Source organism: Paenibacillus thermotolerans (assembly GCF_028745515.1).
GTDB lineage: Bacteria > Bacillota > Bacilli > Paenibacillales > YIM-B00363 > Paenibacillus_AE > Paenibacillus_AE thermotolerans.
Genome location: NZ_JAQZSG010000026.1, coordinates 68688 through 84284 on the forward strand (window position 1 = coordinate 68688; position 15597 = coordinate 84284).

Consider the following 15597-nt stretch of genomic DNA (forward strand, 5'->3'; position numbering starts at 1 on the left):
CGTTTATGTGTATTTGCGTGTTATTATGTTCCGGTAATCAAGGGAGAAGGTGTTTATCATACATGATCGTAATTCCTCTAATTCTTGTGTTATGCTCCGGGTTGGCGCATGCCGTATGGAACATGCTGGCTAAGAAGAGCACGGATAAACCGGTATTCCTATGGGCGATGTATCTGCCGACTACGCTTGCGCTCATTCCGGCTTTGGTCAACGAATTGTCGCGAATCCAGCTGACGGCTCAAGGATGGCTCACCATAGGTTTGTCATTGGCAATGCAAGCCGTATATTCGGCGCTGCTTGCCTATACCTATAAAGCAGGCGATTTATCGCAGGTGTATCCGATTATGCGGGGATTGCCCACCTTGCTTATACCGGTTTTTGGCGTTGTGCTTTTAGGTGAAAAGCTACCGCTATGGGGATGGCTCGGGATCGGCTGTATGCTTATAGGGTTTCTCGTTATGATCGGGCGCGTTCCGGGGAGGGAGCATCGCAAGGGGGATCTAAAACCGGTGCTGCTTGCGCTGGGTGTTGGACTTTGCATAACGACTTATACGTTAATAGACAAAGTGAATTTGCAGCACCTGTCTCCCTTGGCGCTGCTTGAAGTGACGAATATCGGCTTCATGCTGGGGCTTACGCCATCCGCACTGCATGTTGACCGGTTGAAACGTGTCGTTCGTACTCATCTCAATATTTTATGGATCGGGTCGATCCTATCTCCGGGCTCATACTTATTGTTTTTATTCGCTGCGAGAAATACCGATGTTTCTATGGTTGCTCCGATGCGCGAGGTCGGAATCGTATTCGGTACGCTGCTCGGTTTTTTCGTGCTGAAGGAGTCGCAAGGCTACAGAAGAATTGCGGCCTCGGTCGCTGTCGTGCTAGGCATTATGATGATCGCGACTTCCGGGCATTAACTTTTGTGAGAAATGTGTGACAAAGGGGCGGGTATACGTTGGATAAGAAGCTGAAGTTTCGTGAGGACGGAACGTTCGTCATCGTACAATTTTCCGATGTGGAGTTTATTGACGCTGAGGACTGGGATCCGGAGACGCCGCTTCTCGATGCGACGACAAAGGCGACGATGGAACGGATCATCGCGATGGAGCAGCCGGATCTTGTTGTGTTCGCGGGCGACGTGACGGCAAGCGCACGAAGCAAAGACCCGCTTCAATCGTTCCGCAGCGCGGTCGCTGTCGCTGAAGAAGGACGCGTTCCTTGGGCGGCGGTGTTCGGCAATCATGATTCGGAAGGAAGCGTGCCGCGAAAGAGAATGCACGAGGAGCAGCTGCTTCATGAGTTTTGCGTTGCCAAAGCGGATCCTGACGGGGTGAGCGGAGCGGGAAACTATGTGCTGACGGTTGACGATCCGATGGGGAAGCCGGCGGCTTCGTTGTTTTTCCTGGACAGCGGCGACTACTCGCAGATTGCTGCAGTGGGCGGGTACGACTGGATTCGGCGCGATCAGATCGATTGGTACGTATCCGAATCTCGTCGATTGGCCGAACGGAATGGGGGGACACCGCTGCCTGCGCTGGCGTTTTTCCATATACCGCTGCCGGAATACCATGAGGTGTGGAAGACGAAAGTGTGCGAGGGCCATTGCAACGAATGGATCAGCTCGCCGGTGGTGAATTCCGGCTTGTTTGCCGCAATGGTGGAAATGGGCGATGTTATGGGCACTTTCGTCGGTCACGACCATGCGAACGATTATTGCGGGACTTTGCACGGCATCCGTCTTTGCTACGGGCGGTCTACTCGTTATGTCAGTTATGTGGACGGTGTGCGTAAGGACAAGTTTCCGACAGGCGCAAGAGTCATTCGATTGCAAGCGGGCGAGCGACAGTTCGAGACGTGGATCCGCCAGAGCGACGGACTTGTCGCGGATTTACCCGTTCATGAGCCGGAAGTTCGGTAAGACTGACGTGGTGACGATAAACCAATTGATATAGAGAGGAAAACCGAGGATGAATAATGAATTGCGCTTCAGGGAAGACGGAACCTTCACAATCGTGCAGTTTACGGATGTGCACTGGCAGAACGGGGAAGAGCCCGATCTGCGGACACGCGCACTGATGCAACGCGTTCTGGAAGAGGAATCGCCGGATTTGATCGTATTTACGGGAGACGTGATTTACAGCATCGACTGCAAGGAGCCTGAACAGTCGCTTCGCGAAGCGGTTTCAGCCGCCGCTCAAAGCGGTATCCCCTGGGCAGCCGTATTCGGCAATCACGACTCCGAAAGCAATGTGACAAGGGAACGGCTGATGGAAGTTTTGAGTGAGTTCGAGAACTGCTTGACGAAGCATACTCCGAACGTCGGCGGCTTCGGTAATTTCGTATTGCAGGTTTCGAGCCAAGACGGGAGGACGGGTGCCGCGCTTTATTTTCTGGACAGCCGTGAATATTCGACGCTAGCCGCAGTAGAAGGCTACGGTTGGGTGAGCAGAGATCAGATCGATTGGTACGCTGCGGAATCTCGCAAGCTGACGGAGCTTAACGGAGGAGCGCCGCTGCCGGCTTTGGCTTTTTTCCACATTCCGCTTCCGGAGTATGACGCCGTTTGGGAACTCGGCGGCTGTATCGGACACAAATACGAGAGTGTGTGCTGCCCAAAGCTGAACACGGGATTGTTTGCCGCTATGGTCGAGATGGGCGATGTCATGGGGACGTTTGCCGGCCACGATCATATCAACGATTATTGGGGGGCGTTGCACGGCATACGGCTGGCCTACGGACGCGCCACCGGATACAACACGTACGGCAAGGAAGGGTTCCCTCGGGGCGCGCGCGTCATCCGGCTGACGGAGGGCAAGCGCGACTTCGAGTCGTGGCTCCGGCTGGACGACGGCAGTGTCGATTATCAAAATACTCGCATGAATGACTAACTTTGTCCTGTCTGCAAATCAGTGTTGCTCCCCTTACTTTATAAGGGGAGCTTTGATTTCTCTCGAAGGTGGAGCAGTTTTGTCAAGAGATGAACCTTATCTACGGAGGATGTAATGTATAACGATAAAATCAATATTACCTTACTGGACAATGAATATTGGTGGGGCGGGGCCGTCCAAGACGGGACAATCATGCCGTACGGCGGCAGTACGTATTCGCGCGATCTGTTCGGTGACCTTGCCAACAATCAGGCAACTCCGCTGCTTCTCTCGAATAAAGGAAGGTACGTCTGGTCGGAGCAACCGTTCAGGTTTATCTTCGAAAGCGGGAAATTGATCGTCGAAGGGCAGCGAGGAACGGTCAACGTCCAAGAAACCGGCGGTCGTTTACGCGATGCGTTCCGCCACGCGTCCCGAACATATTTTCCGCCGGCCGGAAGCTTTCCGGACCTGCAGTTTTTTACTGTCCCCCAATACAACACTTGGATGGAGATGAGCTATCACCCTACGCAAGAGAAGGTGCTTGCTTATGCCGAAGCGATTCTCGCACACGGACTGCCGCCGGGTATTCTAATGATCGACGACAATTGGCATGAAGACTACGGGACGCTTTCGTTTCACCCAGGACGGTTTCCCGATCCGAAGGCAATGATTGAACGGCTGCATGCGCTTGGCTTTCGGGTCATGCTGTGGGTATGTCCGTTTATTAGCCCTGACGGGGAAGTATTCCGCTTGCTGCGGAAGCTGGGGTATCTGCTTAGGGGAGCGGATGGGAAGCCGGCCGTACGCGAATGGTGGAACGGGTACAGTGCGGTTTTGGACAGTACGAATCCCCAGGCGGCAGGCTGGTTTACGGGGGAACTGGACCGGCTGGCGGAAGAGTGCGGTGTCGACGGCTTCAAATTGGACGCCGGCGATCCGCAGTTCTACAATTCGGAGGATATCGGCACGCGAACGGCGACTCCCAACGACCAATGTGAAGCCTGGGCGCGTCTAGGCCTGCGCTATGCCTTCAACGAATACCGGGCCTGTTGGAAGCTAGCGGGGCAGCCGCTTGTCCAGCGCCTGAGCGATAAGAACCATAGCTGGGGGCCGGACGGCCTTGGCAGTCTCATTCCGAATGGGCTTGCACAAGGGCTAAGCGGCTATGCGTTCAACTGCCCCGACATGGTAGGCGGAGGCCAATACGAGGATTTAATCCGACCGGACTTCCAGGTAGACGGCGAGCTATTCGTTCGTTACGCGCAATGCTCGGCGCTGTTTCCTATGATGCAATTCTCCACGGCGCCATGGAGAGTGCTCGATGAACCGTATGTAGCGTGGTGCGTCGAGGCGGCGCGGCTTCACGTCCGAATGGGCCCGGAGATTGCCGAGCTTGCACGGCAAGCCGCCGAGACGGGGGAACCGATTATGCGGCACCTCGCGTATATGTTCCCGGATGGAGGCTATGAGGAGATTTCGGACCAGTTCATGCTTGGCGGCGATATTTTGGTGGCGCCGGTGCTAAAGAAGGGTGCGACTGTTCGAAGGATCGTGTTCCCGCCGGGAACGTGGCAAGGCGACGACGGCAGCCTGGTGTCAGGCCCGTGCGTTGCGGAGGTTGATGCTCCGCTCTCTCGATTGCCATGGTACCGGAAGCAAGCATGAACAGCCATTCCGTGCACTTTGGGATCGCTCCCCCGATTCACACATGACTTTGTGTGGATCGGGTTTTTTTGTTTCTTACGTCGAGCGGCCGTGCAACGGAACCATTCATTTATATTTAGTTTGATAATCAAAGTGAATTATGGTATGTTATGGTTAATTAACTTTCATAATAAAAGTAAATGGAGGAATGCCCCTCATGAACGTCATTATGCCTAAAATTACCCCCCATCTGGTCTTTGATGATCAAGCCGAGGAAGCGGTTGCCTTTTATGTGTCTGCTTTTAGAAACTCGGCCGTGCTGAATGTCACGCGCTATGGCGAGAATGAATATGGTCCTGCCGGTTCCGTTAGGACAATTCGTTTTCACCTTGGCGGACAAGAAATCATCGCCGTAAACGGCGGACCTTCCTTTCGGTTCAGTGACGGGATCTCGCTGTACGTGAGCTGCGACACTCAGGAAGAGATCGACGAGCTGTGGGAAAAGCTCTCGGAAGGAGGGGCCAAGGAAGTATGCGGTTGGCTTAAAGATAAATACGGTGTCTATTGGCAAATCAATCCCAAGATCGCCTGGGAGATGGTTAACGACCCGGATCCCGTCAAATCGCAAAGAGTTATCTCCGCGATCGAACGAATGTCGAAGATCGAGACGGATATATTGATTAAAGCTTACCAAGGCGATTGATATGAAGGAGGATCAACGGATGGGTAAAGTGATATTGACGATGCACATGTCGCTTGACGGCATCGTCACCAATGAAGATCAATGGATGAATTTCAGCGATGAAATGCTTGAAGAGTATGTGGAATATTACAAAGGCATCGACCGGATCGTCGTCGGAGGTAATACATATGCGCAGCTAGCCGAATACTGGCAAAACGCAGAGAACTCGTCCCATTCCGATCTAGAGCGCTTGATCGCAAAAAAAATAAACGATATTCCGAAAATCGTGATCTCGCGTTCTCCAAAAGAGCTTGTATGGAAAAATTCCGAGCAAGTCACTATTCAGGACAACGAATCGTTCGTCCATGAGATGCGTGCATTGAAGCAAAGGGCAGGAACTATTTCCGTTGAGAGCGGACTGAAAACTTGGCAGTTGTTCATTCAGAATGAACTTTTCGACGAGCTTTGGATGTTCGTTCATCCCGTAATTGCCGCTCAAGGAGAGAGCTTGTTCAATGCTTGCGGAAAAAAGCACGCTCTGCAATTAACAAAGAGCAAGTCTTTCAGCAATGGCGCGATCGGGTTGTACTATCGGAAGTAAGAAAAACTCGGTTCAATAAAATATCTATATTTTTCCTGTTTTATGTTATAGTGATCCTAAAACTAGGCGAGAGGAGGGATACGATGGGAAATTTTAAAACGATCAGCTCCATGCAAAGTCTACACTATGAACAACGGCGGTTGTTGTATGGAGCTATTGATCAGTTACCGCCTTACTATCTTGCAATGTGATAGTTATGAATAGTATAGACTTTGCTCCCTTAAAACTTTTCAAAAAATTTTAAGGAGCAGAGAGCTATCATGAAATATGTTAATGCAGACAACGTTTTACCGAAACAATTATTGCAGGAGATACAGAAGTATGTCCATGGCGGAATGGTATATGTTCCTACGCCAAAAGCAACACGCAAGAGATGGGGCGAAAACTCCGGCAGCAGAACATATTTGACCCATAGAAACAATGAGATTCGACGGAAATTTTCCGACGGGTTGACGATCGATCAACTATCGGATCAATTTTGTCTTTCTTGCGAAAGCATCAAAAAAATCGTTTATTCGAAAAAATAGAAGAAAGAGTCACGTCGGATTACACACTGATGTGACTTTTTTTGTATGTAAAAAATAACTCTAAATTGTTTCGGATATATTTTAAAATCGCTTCCCTTATTATACTTGCATTATTGTCATAATATGGGGGAATAAAAATGCCGAAAACAAGAAGAGGAAGGGTTCTTTGGAAAGTCCCGGCAAGAGGCAGAGGAACATGCCCGATCTGCTTGGAAACAAGAATAAAATTGCTGTACACCAAGACGAAATCGAACGGTGAACAAATCAATGTATGTAAACGCTGCTCCGTCGCAACTATCGATAAAGTGGATAACGCATATATGTGGAAGCAGCCGATTCCATTTCGCAGGAAACATAGAAAGGCGTTAAACCGATTACACGGCTTGAGAGGTCAAAATGAATAAATATCAAATAATAGAGAGTCGGTTGCACGAAAAACTTACCGAGTTCGCTGCAAATGAACAGATTCCGGGATTAGCCGTCGGAATAGTGTGCGGCAACGATATTTTGTTTACCGGCGAATTTGGAGTAGCGAACCTATCGACAGGCGATCCCGTTGTTCGAAGCACTTTGTTTCACCAAGCCTCTGTCTCTAAAACGTTCGTTGCAACTGCAATTATGCAATTGGTTGAGCGCGGTAAAGTTGATTTGGATTCGCCTGTCACCGAATATTTATCCTATTTTACATTAGAGGACGAACGGTATCGTAATATCACAATAAGACAGCTAATGAACCATACCTCCGGCATGCCTGATGAAGAAGATTACGCATGGGACCGGCCCGAGTTCGACGAGCAAAGTCTTGAAAGATACGTAAAAGGGATATGTCGTCACAAGCTGCTGAGCGTTCCCGGCGATCAATTTGCGTATAGTAATATAGGATATGAGATTTTGGGAGATATCATCGCAAAGGTCGGCGGGATGAGTTTTGAAGATTATATGAAAAAATTTATTCTCGAGCCGACGGGAATGCGGTCCAGTTCTTTTCTGAAACAGGAGGTTGAAGCTCATCTTGCCGCACCTCATGTGTTCGGGGGCACCGAAGGATCCGGCGGCGGCTATGTCAGCAATGTATTTCCCTATAACAGGGCACACGGACCCAGTTCCACTTTATATACCAATGCCGGTGATATGTGCAAATATTTGCTGATGCATCAAAGCCGGGGAATAGCAGAGAATGGCTATGAAATTTTGCAGTCCGGCAGCTATGATGAAATGTGGAAGCCTCATGCAATAACCGGTTACGAGCCCCAAAAATCGCAGATCGGATTGGGATGGTTTTTAGGAGAGTATAAGGGTACCCGCATCATCTCACATACAGGGTGGGATACCGGCTTCCTGAGCAATCTGTACCTGCTTCCCGATGAAAAAATCGCTTTTTCCGTCATGACCAATTGCGACTATGTCTCGTTGGACAGCGTATCCTTTTCGGTGCTTGATTTATTGCTCGGTTCAAACAATTGAAAAAGAGCTCATGGCGAACGGGAGACTTGCCCCGACTCGTATGAGCTCCTTTTTTTCGATTATTTTTCAATCTTTACATCGAATAACGTATTTGTTTTGCCGATGAGATGTTTTTCTAGGAAAGATAAAATGAGTGAGTTGGTGAGCTTATAAAAATCGTTCGGGTCAGACTTCGGATCTCTAATGACGAATGGCGAGCCTTCAAGGTAATAGGATTTCAACAAAGGATGATCCGTAAAGCTCATATGCTCATTTTGCGTCGTTCCCGCTATTGTAATATCGTAGGCATCGCCTTCAACAGCCTTCTTGTATCTTGCGGCATATTCCTTATACTGGTCCAGCACTTGCTGCGCATCTACTCCCGGCGGCATCGGAGGCAATACGGGCTCTCCTTCCAAGTCTTTTGCATGAGCTTCGGTTTTAATAAATGCGAACGGTTTGTTCATTTTGCCGGAAGAAACGGAAAGTCCAACGAAAGAACCGTCCATGTTAATTGCTGCTTTGATCCGCGGCTCAACCTGTAATGCCCGCGCCGCCGCCGCTCCGCCGAACGAATGTCCGACTGCGGCAATGTTGTCAAGATCCAATCGATTTTCGAAATTAGGCGTGCCTGGGACCTTATTTATTTTGTCCAGCTGCCGAATGACAAATTGCAAATCCTTTACCCATAATTGATTTATATTTTCATCCATCTTTTTAAAATCTACAGCCATATTAACCGGTGAAAAAGGAACGAACCGGCCGTCTTTAAATTCGGTTCCGAATCCCAAATGGGTATGATCGACGCTGAACACGATGAAACCATGGCTTGCCAGTTCGCGAGTGATCGACTGATATTCCCATCTTGCGCGGCCAAACCCATGCGAAAATAAAACGATAGGATACTTCGCCTCTCGGTTTGACAATATTGCGTCTCTGTAAGTATCGGTATCGATATTATTGATTGCAGCGAATTGTTCTCCCATCCCGAGGCTCTTGGCTAGACTCTCAATCCCTTTAACCGGAGATGGTATATAAGTCTCTTTTATTTTGCCTTTACCGTTATCAATAGGATACCAAACCTGAACCATCAGCTCCCGGTAATCGTTAGGATCAGAGGTAAACAAATCTTTTCTGGAGGAATCGACCCAATCAAAGTTCGTAGTTCCAACTTGATACGAGCCTGTAGTTTTTGGCAAAGAAACGATTGCAGACGATTCCTGTTGGCTGGCGTTTTCCGTTAATGCTTCGGTGCTCGCTTGAGCGCTTGCCGTTAATCCGCTTGATAGTAATGTGGTTGCCGCTAAAATGCCGGCAATTGCTGCCTTTTTCATATGGTTTCCCCCGAATGGTTATTTTTTCTTGTCTCATTAGCCTTTAATTGGTTTGGCAGTAAAGCAAATATGAGTACGGCACCTAAGAACATAATTCCGGCGCTGATCGTCAAAGCAAGATTCATTCCATCAATAAAAGCGGCATTAATGTTCCTTACCAGCGCCGCCCGATCCGACTCGCTGAATGACGTTATGATATTGAAAGCCGTTCCTATGGACTTCGTTACGGTATCGGCATATTTCTCATGTAATTCGATCGTCGCTAATAGACGGTCAGAGTAAGTCGAGGAAACAATACTGCCTAATATGGCTACGCCCAGCGTGCCGCTCACTTGCCTTAGTGCGTTGTTCACCCCGGCTCCGACCCCGACTTGCGCAATCGGTAATGAACTCATAACGGCAGTCATTGCGGGTGCCATAGAAAAGCCAACGCCGATTCCTTGAATCGTCAAGCAAACAGCTGTGAAATGGTAGCCGGTTTCCGGCCTAACAAACGAAAAAATGAGCAGCCCCGCAGCCAAAATATTGATCCCGGCGACCAACACGAGCTTGTTGCCCAGAACAGTTGAAAGACGATTGCAAAGAAGAGAACTAACGACCATGCCGGCCATAAACGGTATAAGCTTTATTCCCGTTTCGTAAGCCGAGTTGTTTAGCGTGAACTGTAAGTATTGAGTTACGAAAAACAAGAAGCCGTTGAGCACAAACATAATAAAACAGAGTGCGATTGTAGCCCAGGTAAAGCTTCTAATGCGAAATAATTGCAAATCGACCATAGGCGCACGGGCCATTTTTTGCCAGACGATGAAGGCGGTTAAAGCGATGAAGCCGCCAATCATACATACAATCGACTCGCTGTGAAACCAGCCTGCTTGAGGAGCTTCGATAATGCCGTAAATAAGTAGCGTGAATCCGGAAGTAGACAATATCATCCCTAACCAATCGATTCGGGGCGCATTCGGATTTTTTGATTCCGGAATGAAATAAATGCCGGCAACCAATACCGTGAATACAATCGGGACATTGATAAAAAAGACGGATCCCCATGAAAAATGCTCAATCAGCAATCCGCCAAGAAAAGGGCCGATCAATAGCCCGAATGACGAACTAGCCGCCCAGATTGCAGATGCTTTGCCTTGCTCCTCCGGCGGAAATATTGTAGGAAGAATCGAAAAAGTAAGCGGCATGAGAATTGCCCCGCCGATGCCCATACAAGCTCTTGCAACGATGACGGTCTCGATATTCGTCGCAAAGCCTGCCGCAATGGACGTAATTCCGAACAGCAAAAGGCCGAGCAAAAGCAGTTTTTTTCTTCCGTAACGATCTCCGAGGCTTCCTGCAGGAATCAGCAATGTGGCGAACACCAATAAGTAAGCGTCCATTACCCATTGCAGGTCGCCGGTACCGGCATTCAGTTCTTTTGACATGGTCGGCAGCGCCACATTCAAGATTGTCATGTCAAAGCCGATCACAAGCAGACTCAGCACCAAACACGCAAGTGCCCACCATCTAAATTTGTAAGCCGCTTGAGTTGTCATAACACACCTCCTTTAATTTATTTGCTTGCGATTGACCGGTGGTCGGTCGTAAAGTATGATATATGATGACCGACCGATGGTCAATACTGATGCAAAAAAATTTTCTCAAAAGAGGAGGCCGTGTTTTGGTCCGCATAGTGAAACCGCCTGAAGAAAGAAGAGCCGAAATTCTCGAGTCCGCCAAACAATTGTTTTCTACGAAAGGGTACGAGAACACATCCGTTAACGATATTATTCATAAAATCGGCGTGGCCAAAGGGACGTTCTATCACTATTTCAAATCCAAAGAGGAAATTGCCGATGCCGTTATTCAAGATGCGGTTGAAAGAAGCATTGAAGCATTTAAAAAAATTAACTCTAACGCGGAAATAAAATCGATCGAAAAGTATTCGAATATTATTCGTTTTTTTTCGCAAGAAGCCGCGAAGCATTATGATGCCGGCTTAATGAAGCATTTGCACCATGAAGATAATGTAAGGCTTCACAAGAAAATGAAAGTTGCGATGATCGAGGAATTCGTACCGATTATCACGGATGTTATAGTACAAGGTGTAAATGAGGGGGTATTTCATACGGAATACCCGCGAGAGGTTTCGGAATTTCTATTGGTGGGCATGCACTTTATTTTTGACCCAAGTTACTTTGCTTGTTCTAAGGAACAATTTGTTGCCAAACTTGATGCCCTATGTGAAATTCACGAGAAATTGTTAGAGGCGCCTAAAGGGAGTTTTCTTTTCATTAAGGAGGTTCTTATTAACCTTTATTTATAAAGTGTAATTTAGCGATTGGGGAAACCATCCGTTAATGCATATCGGTTCCATTATGGGACATATTAAAATCATCCCTAGTAGAACAATGGAGTGGAACCATGGCGACTTTAGAAAAAACAAAATTGACCGGAACGGAAATGGGAAAACTATGGGCAACTTACGTTTCAAATACAATGGCAATATGCGTACTGGCCCATTATCTTAAACTCGTTGACGACACGAAGATCAAACAAATTTTGGAGTATGCTTTTGGCTTATGCAAAGACATTATTGGAGAAATTGAAACGATATTCAACGAAGCGGATTTTCCGATCCCGTTGGGATTTACGGATCGCGATGTGAACTTGGAAGCGCCGAGACTGTTTCAGGATGAGTTTTATCTTCATTATTTACAATATTCGGGAAAAGCGGGAATGAGTATTTACAGCGTAGCCATTCCGTTGGTGACGAGAAAAGATATACGGGAATTTTACACCCGCATTCTGAACGATACGATCAAATTAGCTGCGGCTGTTAATGATACCTTGGCGCTGAAAGGCCAGCTAATGAACGACCCGGTCATTCCGTCTCCAAGCAAAGTTCGTTTTGTCCACAATCAAAGTTTTTTAAAGGGCTTTTTTGGAGATGTCCGCCCGCTGCATGGGTTAGAAATTGCCCATCTTACCGGAGCCATTCATAACGATGTCGCTTATTATCGGCTTTAGTCAAGGAGCTAGACGGGAGGAAGTAAGAAAGTATTTGGAACGCGGGAAGGATATGAATCAAAAGCATATTGAAATGCTTTCGGACAAGTTAACGAAAGATCATTTGCCTTCGCCGTCACTTATAGACCATCTGGTCACTCCGTCTGCCGTACCTCCATACTCCGATAAGCTTATGATTTTTCATAAAATCGACATGTTCTCCATGAAGATCAGGGAATACGCCAATGGCGCATCTCTGAACGGCAGAAAAGATATCGGCGCCTTGTTTGCAAAATGTCAAATGGATGTCTCCCTATACGTGGAAGATGGAGCGAATTTGATGATTGAACAGGGGTGGTTGGAGCAGCCGCCGGAAGCTGTGGACCGGGACTGATGTCAAATTCGGAGGGAAAGGTCATCTGACCTTCCCCTTATGCGTTCATCTGTTTTGGAACGGTTTCGCGCCTACCATTCGGCAACCGACCCGTCATTGTGGCGCCAAACCGGATTTCTCCAACGGTGTCCTTCTTTAGCCATTTGCCTTACGTATTCCTCATTCATTTCGATACCCAGACCCGGTCCCTGCGGAATCCTTACATACCCATCCTTATATTCAAACACGCTAGGATCTGCTAGGTAATCAAGCACGTCATTTCCTTTGTTATAATGGATTCCCAAACTTTGCTCTTGAATAAATGCGTTATAGGCCGTTGCATCAACTTGTAAACAAGCGGCTAAAGCGATGGGCCCTAATGGGCAGTGAGGTGCCAAAGCTACGTCATAAGCTTCAGCCATCGAAGCAATCTTCTTGCATTCCGTAATTCCTCCGGCATGAGACAGGTCGGGCTGAATAATATCGACATACCCGTCATGAAGCAGCTTTTTGAAGTCCCAGCGGGAATACATGCGTTCTCCGGTTGCGATCGGTGTAGTCGTATGTGCGGCAATTTCTCTTAAAGCCTCATTATGTTCGGGTAGAACAGGCTCCTCGATAAACAGTAAGCGATATGGTTCCAGCTCTTTAGCCAAAACCTTTGCCATCGGTTTATGGACTCGGCCGTGAAAATCGACGCCGATGCCAAAATAATTACCGACCGCTTCTCGAATTGCGGCCACTCTTTGAATAACTTGGTCTATCTTTTCAAACGAATCGATGAATTGCATTTCTTCCGTTGCATTCATTTTGACGGCTGTAAATCCGGCCGTTTTTTTCTCCAATGCCGCAAGACCGACGTCGCTTGGACGGTCTCCGCCGATCCAAGAATAAACTTTCATAGAATCGCGGCAGGCGCCTCCTAAGAGCTGGTAGACTGGGGTATTGTAATACTTACCTTTAATATCCCATAGTGCTTGGTCGATTCCCGATATGGCACTCATGAGAATCGGCCCCCCGCGATAAAAGCTTCCTCTATACATGACCTGCCAATGATCTTCTATACGAAGCGGATCTTTTCCCAATAATAGATCCATTAATTCTTCTACGGCCGTCTTCACGGTTTCCGCTTTCCCTTCCACGACCGGTTCGCCCCAACCGGCAAGTCCTTCATCGGTAGTTATTTTAAGAAACAGCCAACGAGGCGGCACGATGAAAGTTTCGTAGCTTACAATTTTCATCCATAACCCTCCATTACGTTTTTTCCAGTGTTTGTCTCTAATAAATATATTTTATCTCACGAAATCCAACCATACTTTTTTATACACGATCGCCAATGTGAGAAATTGTATTTCGAGAAATCCGAGCCGAGGTTCCTTTTTTTACAAAATATTGCTATGTTGTTTCTATAACGTAGTACATCCTATATGCCGGTTGAAGGGGAGAATTGCGTTGAGACAAAATAGGAAGTCAATTGCCGCCGTAAGTGCTGTTCTAGTTGCAATCGCATTCGCTGCATTCTTGTTTTTACTAAACCGAATGGAAGAGAGCGGAGAAGGGGCCGGCAGAGAATCTGCCGCTGCGGGTGAGCTTGTGAATGAAGAGCGGGAAGATGGGAGCGGAGAGTCCGCTCAACGGCTTGGAACCGCAAAGCAAGACCTTAGCGGCGATGCGGGAGAAACCGCGCCGGCCACGGAGCCCGTGGCTCCGAAAGAAGCGGAGCAGTCGCTTGAGACGGACATTCCATCGTTGGCGGAAACGTACGCGGACTACTTTCCGATCGGTGCGGCGATCGAACCTTACCAGACCACCGGTCTTAAAGCCGAGCTGCTGAAGAAACATGTGAATTGGCTCGTCGGAGAAAATGCGATGAAGCCCGCTTCGTTGCAGCCTTCCGAAGGAAATTTCCAGTGGGATCAGGCGGACCGGATCGTTGCATTCGCGAAGGAGAACGGCATGGGGGTACGGTTTCATACGCTCGTCTGGCACAACCAGACACCGGCTTGGTTTTTCATGGATGGCGATGGAAAACCGATGGCAGATGAGACCGACCCGGTAAAACGTAAAGCGAACAAGAAGCTACTGCTTCAACGCCTTGACACGCACGTTCGGACGATTGTCGAGAGGTACAAAGACGATATTCAGTCGTGGGACGTGGTGAACGAGGTTATAGAACCGGGGGATCCGGACGGACTGCGATCCAGCGACTGGTACAAGATTACGGGAACCGACTATCTCAAGACTGCCTTTCGCGCCGCGCGAAAAGCGGGCGGACCTAACATCAAGCTCTACATTAACGATTATGGCACGGACGACCCGGCAAAGTGCGAGCTCTTGTACGAGCTGGTAAAGGAACTGCTGGACGAAGGTGTACCGATTGACGGCGTCGGTCACCAGACGCACATTAGTATCCACTGGCCTTCTGCCGCTTCCATCATTGACTCGATGAGGAAGTTCCATGAGCTCGGCCTTGACAATCTGGTAACTGAACTGGATATGAGTCTGTACGCCTGGAATGATCGAAGCGATTTCGGTCCAGACATACCGGCGGAAGTGCTGCAGAAGCAAGCCGATCGTTATTACGAGCTGTTCGAGGCGTTCAAGGCGAACAAGGAAATAATCGGCGGCGTGGTCTTTTGGGGGATAGCGGACGACCATACGTGGCTGAGCTCGTTCCCGGTCAAACGCACCGAAGCGCCGCTTTTGTTCGATAAGCAGCTCCACGCGAAGCCGGCGTTCTGGGCCCTCGTCCCCCCGTCGAAGCGCCGGGAGTAGTTATATCGGAAGAGAAGCCAAATCCGGAGATACATTCTTAAAGTTTAAATCGCTGCCGTTCTTATTTTGTCGATTCATTTACTTTTCTAATCGAGTAATTTATTGAATTCAATATTTGTGCGGTGTTTGTAAAAAAATGGACGTTGCAAATTGGTGCTGCCGGTGATATATTATAAGTCCGGCCGCGAGAGCGGTGCGGAACGAAATAAACGTCTTCGCCGATGCGAGGCCGGTTGGAAAAAAATGATGGTTGCAATGTTGGTTGCAAACATGATAAGATGTAATTCCTGTCGCGGCGAACGCGGCGGGGATGAGTAAGACAAGCTTGCTCCTTGAAAACTGAACAACGAGCACGGA

At 48.4% G+C, this 15597-nt stretch carries 15 protein-coding genes; 12 read left to right on the forward strand and 3 right to left on the reverse strand.

Annotation, left to right across the window (positions count from 1 at the left end):
• The first annotated feature begins 62 nt into the window (after positions 1-62).
• From PT964_RS19340 to PT964_RS19375, 8 genes are all read left to right on the forward strand, one after another.
• Positions 63-917 (forward strand): DMT family transporter, encoded by an 855-nt coding sequence (locus PT964_RS19340; protein WP_274364993.1) that lies wholly within the window; start codon positions 63-65, stop codon positions 915-917.
• 38 nt (positions 918-955) lie between these two features.
• Entirely contained in the window at positions 956-1918 is a 963-nt protein-coding gene (locus tag PT964_RS19345) for a metallophosphoesterase family protein (RefSeq protein WP_274364994.1), read from the forward strand.
• 49 nt (positions 1919-1967) lie between these two features.
• On the forward strand, positions 1968-2888 hold the full coding sequence (locus PT964_RS19350) for a metallophosphoesterase family protein (protein WP_274364995.1): 921 nt from the start codon (positions 1968-1970) through the stop codon (positions 2886-2888).
• 114 nt (positions 2889-3002) lie between these two features.
• Complete coding sequence (locus tag PT964_RS19355; protein WP_274364996.1) at positions 3003-4535, forward strand: glycoside hydrolase family 31 protein; 1533 nt, start codon at positions 3003-3005, stop codon at positions 4533-4535.
• 196 nt (positions 4536-4731) lie between these two features.
• The gene (locus PT964_RS19360) at positions 4732-5217 is read left to right on the forward strand and encodes a VOC family protein (RefSeq protein WP_274364997.1); all 486 of its coding nucleotides are present in this window, start codon (positions 4732-4734) and stop codon (positions 5215-5217) included.
• A gap of 19 nt (positions 5218-5236) precedes the next feature.
• Complete coding sequence (locus tag PT964_RS19365; RefSeq protein ID WP_274364998.1) at positions 5237-5797, forward strand: dihydrofolate reductase family protein; 561 nt, start codon at positions 5237-5239, stop codon at positions 5795-5797.
• A 260-nt stretch (positions 5798-6057) separates the two neighbouring features.
• The gene (locus PT964_RS19370) at positions 6058-6324 is read left to right on the forward strand and encodes a CD3324 family protein (protein ID WP_274364999.1); all 267 of its coding nucleotides are present in this window, start codon (positions 6058-6060) and stop codon (positions 6322-6324) included.
• Positions 6325-6720: 396 nt separating this feature from the next.
• The gene (locus tag PT964_RS19375; protein WP_274365000.1) at positions 6721-7788 is read left to right on the forward strand and encodes a serine hydrolase domain-containing protein; all 1068 of its coding nucleotides are present in this window, start codon (positions 6721-6723) and stop codon (positions 7786-7788) included.
• A gap of 59 nt (positions 7789-7847) precedes the next feature.
• Here the strand turns inward: PT964_RS19375 and PT964_RS19380 are convergent, their stop codons facing one another.
• Together PT964_RS19380 and PT964_RS19385 are read right to left on the reverse strand one after the other, a co-directional pair.
• Complete coding sequence (locus PT964_RS19380) at positions 7848-9101, reverse strand: alpha/beta hydrolase family protein (RefSeq protein WP_274365001.1); 1254 nt, start codon at positions 9099-9101, stop codon at positions 7848-7850.
• Positions 9098-10639: an MFS transporter gene (locus tag PT964_RS19385; RefSeq protein WP_274365002.1), complete on the reverse strand. Its 1542-nt coding sequence runs from the start codon at positions 10637-10639 to the stop codon at positions 9098-9100. Before PT964_RS19385 ends, PT964_RS19380 begins: the two co-directional genes overlap by 4 nt.
• A 125-nt stretch (positions 10640-10764) precedes the next feature.
• Here PT964_RS19385 and PT964_RS19390 point away from each other — a divergent pair, with 125 nt between their 5' ends.
• The 3 genes from PT964_RS19390 (at position 10765) to PT964_RS19400 (ending at position 12486) form a co-directional block, all read left to right on the forward strand.
• The gene (locus tag PT964_RS19390) at positions 10765-11409 is read left to right on the forward strand and encodes a TetR/AcrR family transcriptional regulator (RefSeq protein ID WP_274365003.1); all 645 of its coding nucleotides are present in this window, start codon (positions 10765-10767) and stop codon (positions 11407-11409) included.
• Positions 11410-11507: 98 nt separating this feature from the next.
• A complete protein-coding gene (locus PT964_RS19395; RefSeq protein WP_274365004.1) occupies positions 11508-12113 on the forward strand; it encodes a DUF3231 family protein in 606 nt (201 codons plus the stop codon).
• A complete protein-coding gene (locus PT964_RS19400; RefSeq protein ID WP_274365005.1) occupies positions 12091-12486 on the forward strand; it encodes a DUF3231 family protein in 396 nt (131 codons plus the stop codon). The genes PT964_RS19395 and PT964_RS19400 overlap by 23 nt, the downstream gene beginning before the upstream one ends.
• Positions 12487-12557: 71 nt before the next feature.
• On the opposite strand, the gene dgoD is transcribed toward PT964_RS19400, so the two are convergent.
• Positions 12558-13706 (reverse strand): galactonate dehydratase, encoded by a 1149-nt coding sequence (gene dgoD / locus PT964_RS19405; protein WP_274365006.1) that lies wholly within the window; start codon positions 13704-13706, stop codon positions 12558-12560.
• Between the two features lie 211 nt (positions 13707-13917).
• Here dgoD and PT964_RS19410 point away from each other — a divergent pair, with 211 nt between their 5' ends.
• Positions 13918-15240: an endo-1,4-beta-xylanase gene (locus PT964_RS19410; RefSeq protein WP_274365007.1), complete on the forward strand. Its 1323-nt coding sequence runs from the start codon at positions 13918-13920 to the stop codon at positions 15238-15240.
• Positions 15241-15597: the final 357 nt, after the last annotated feature.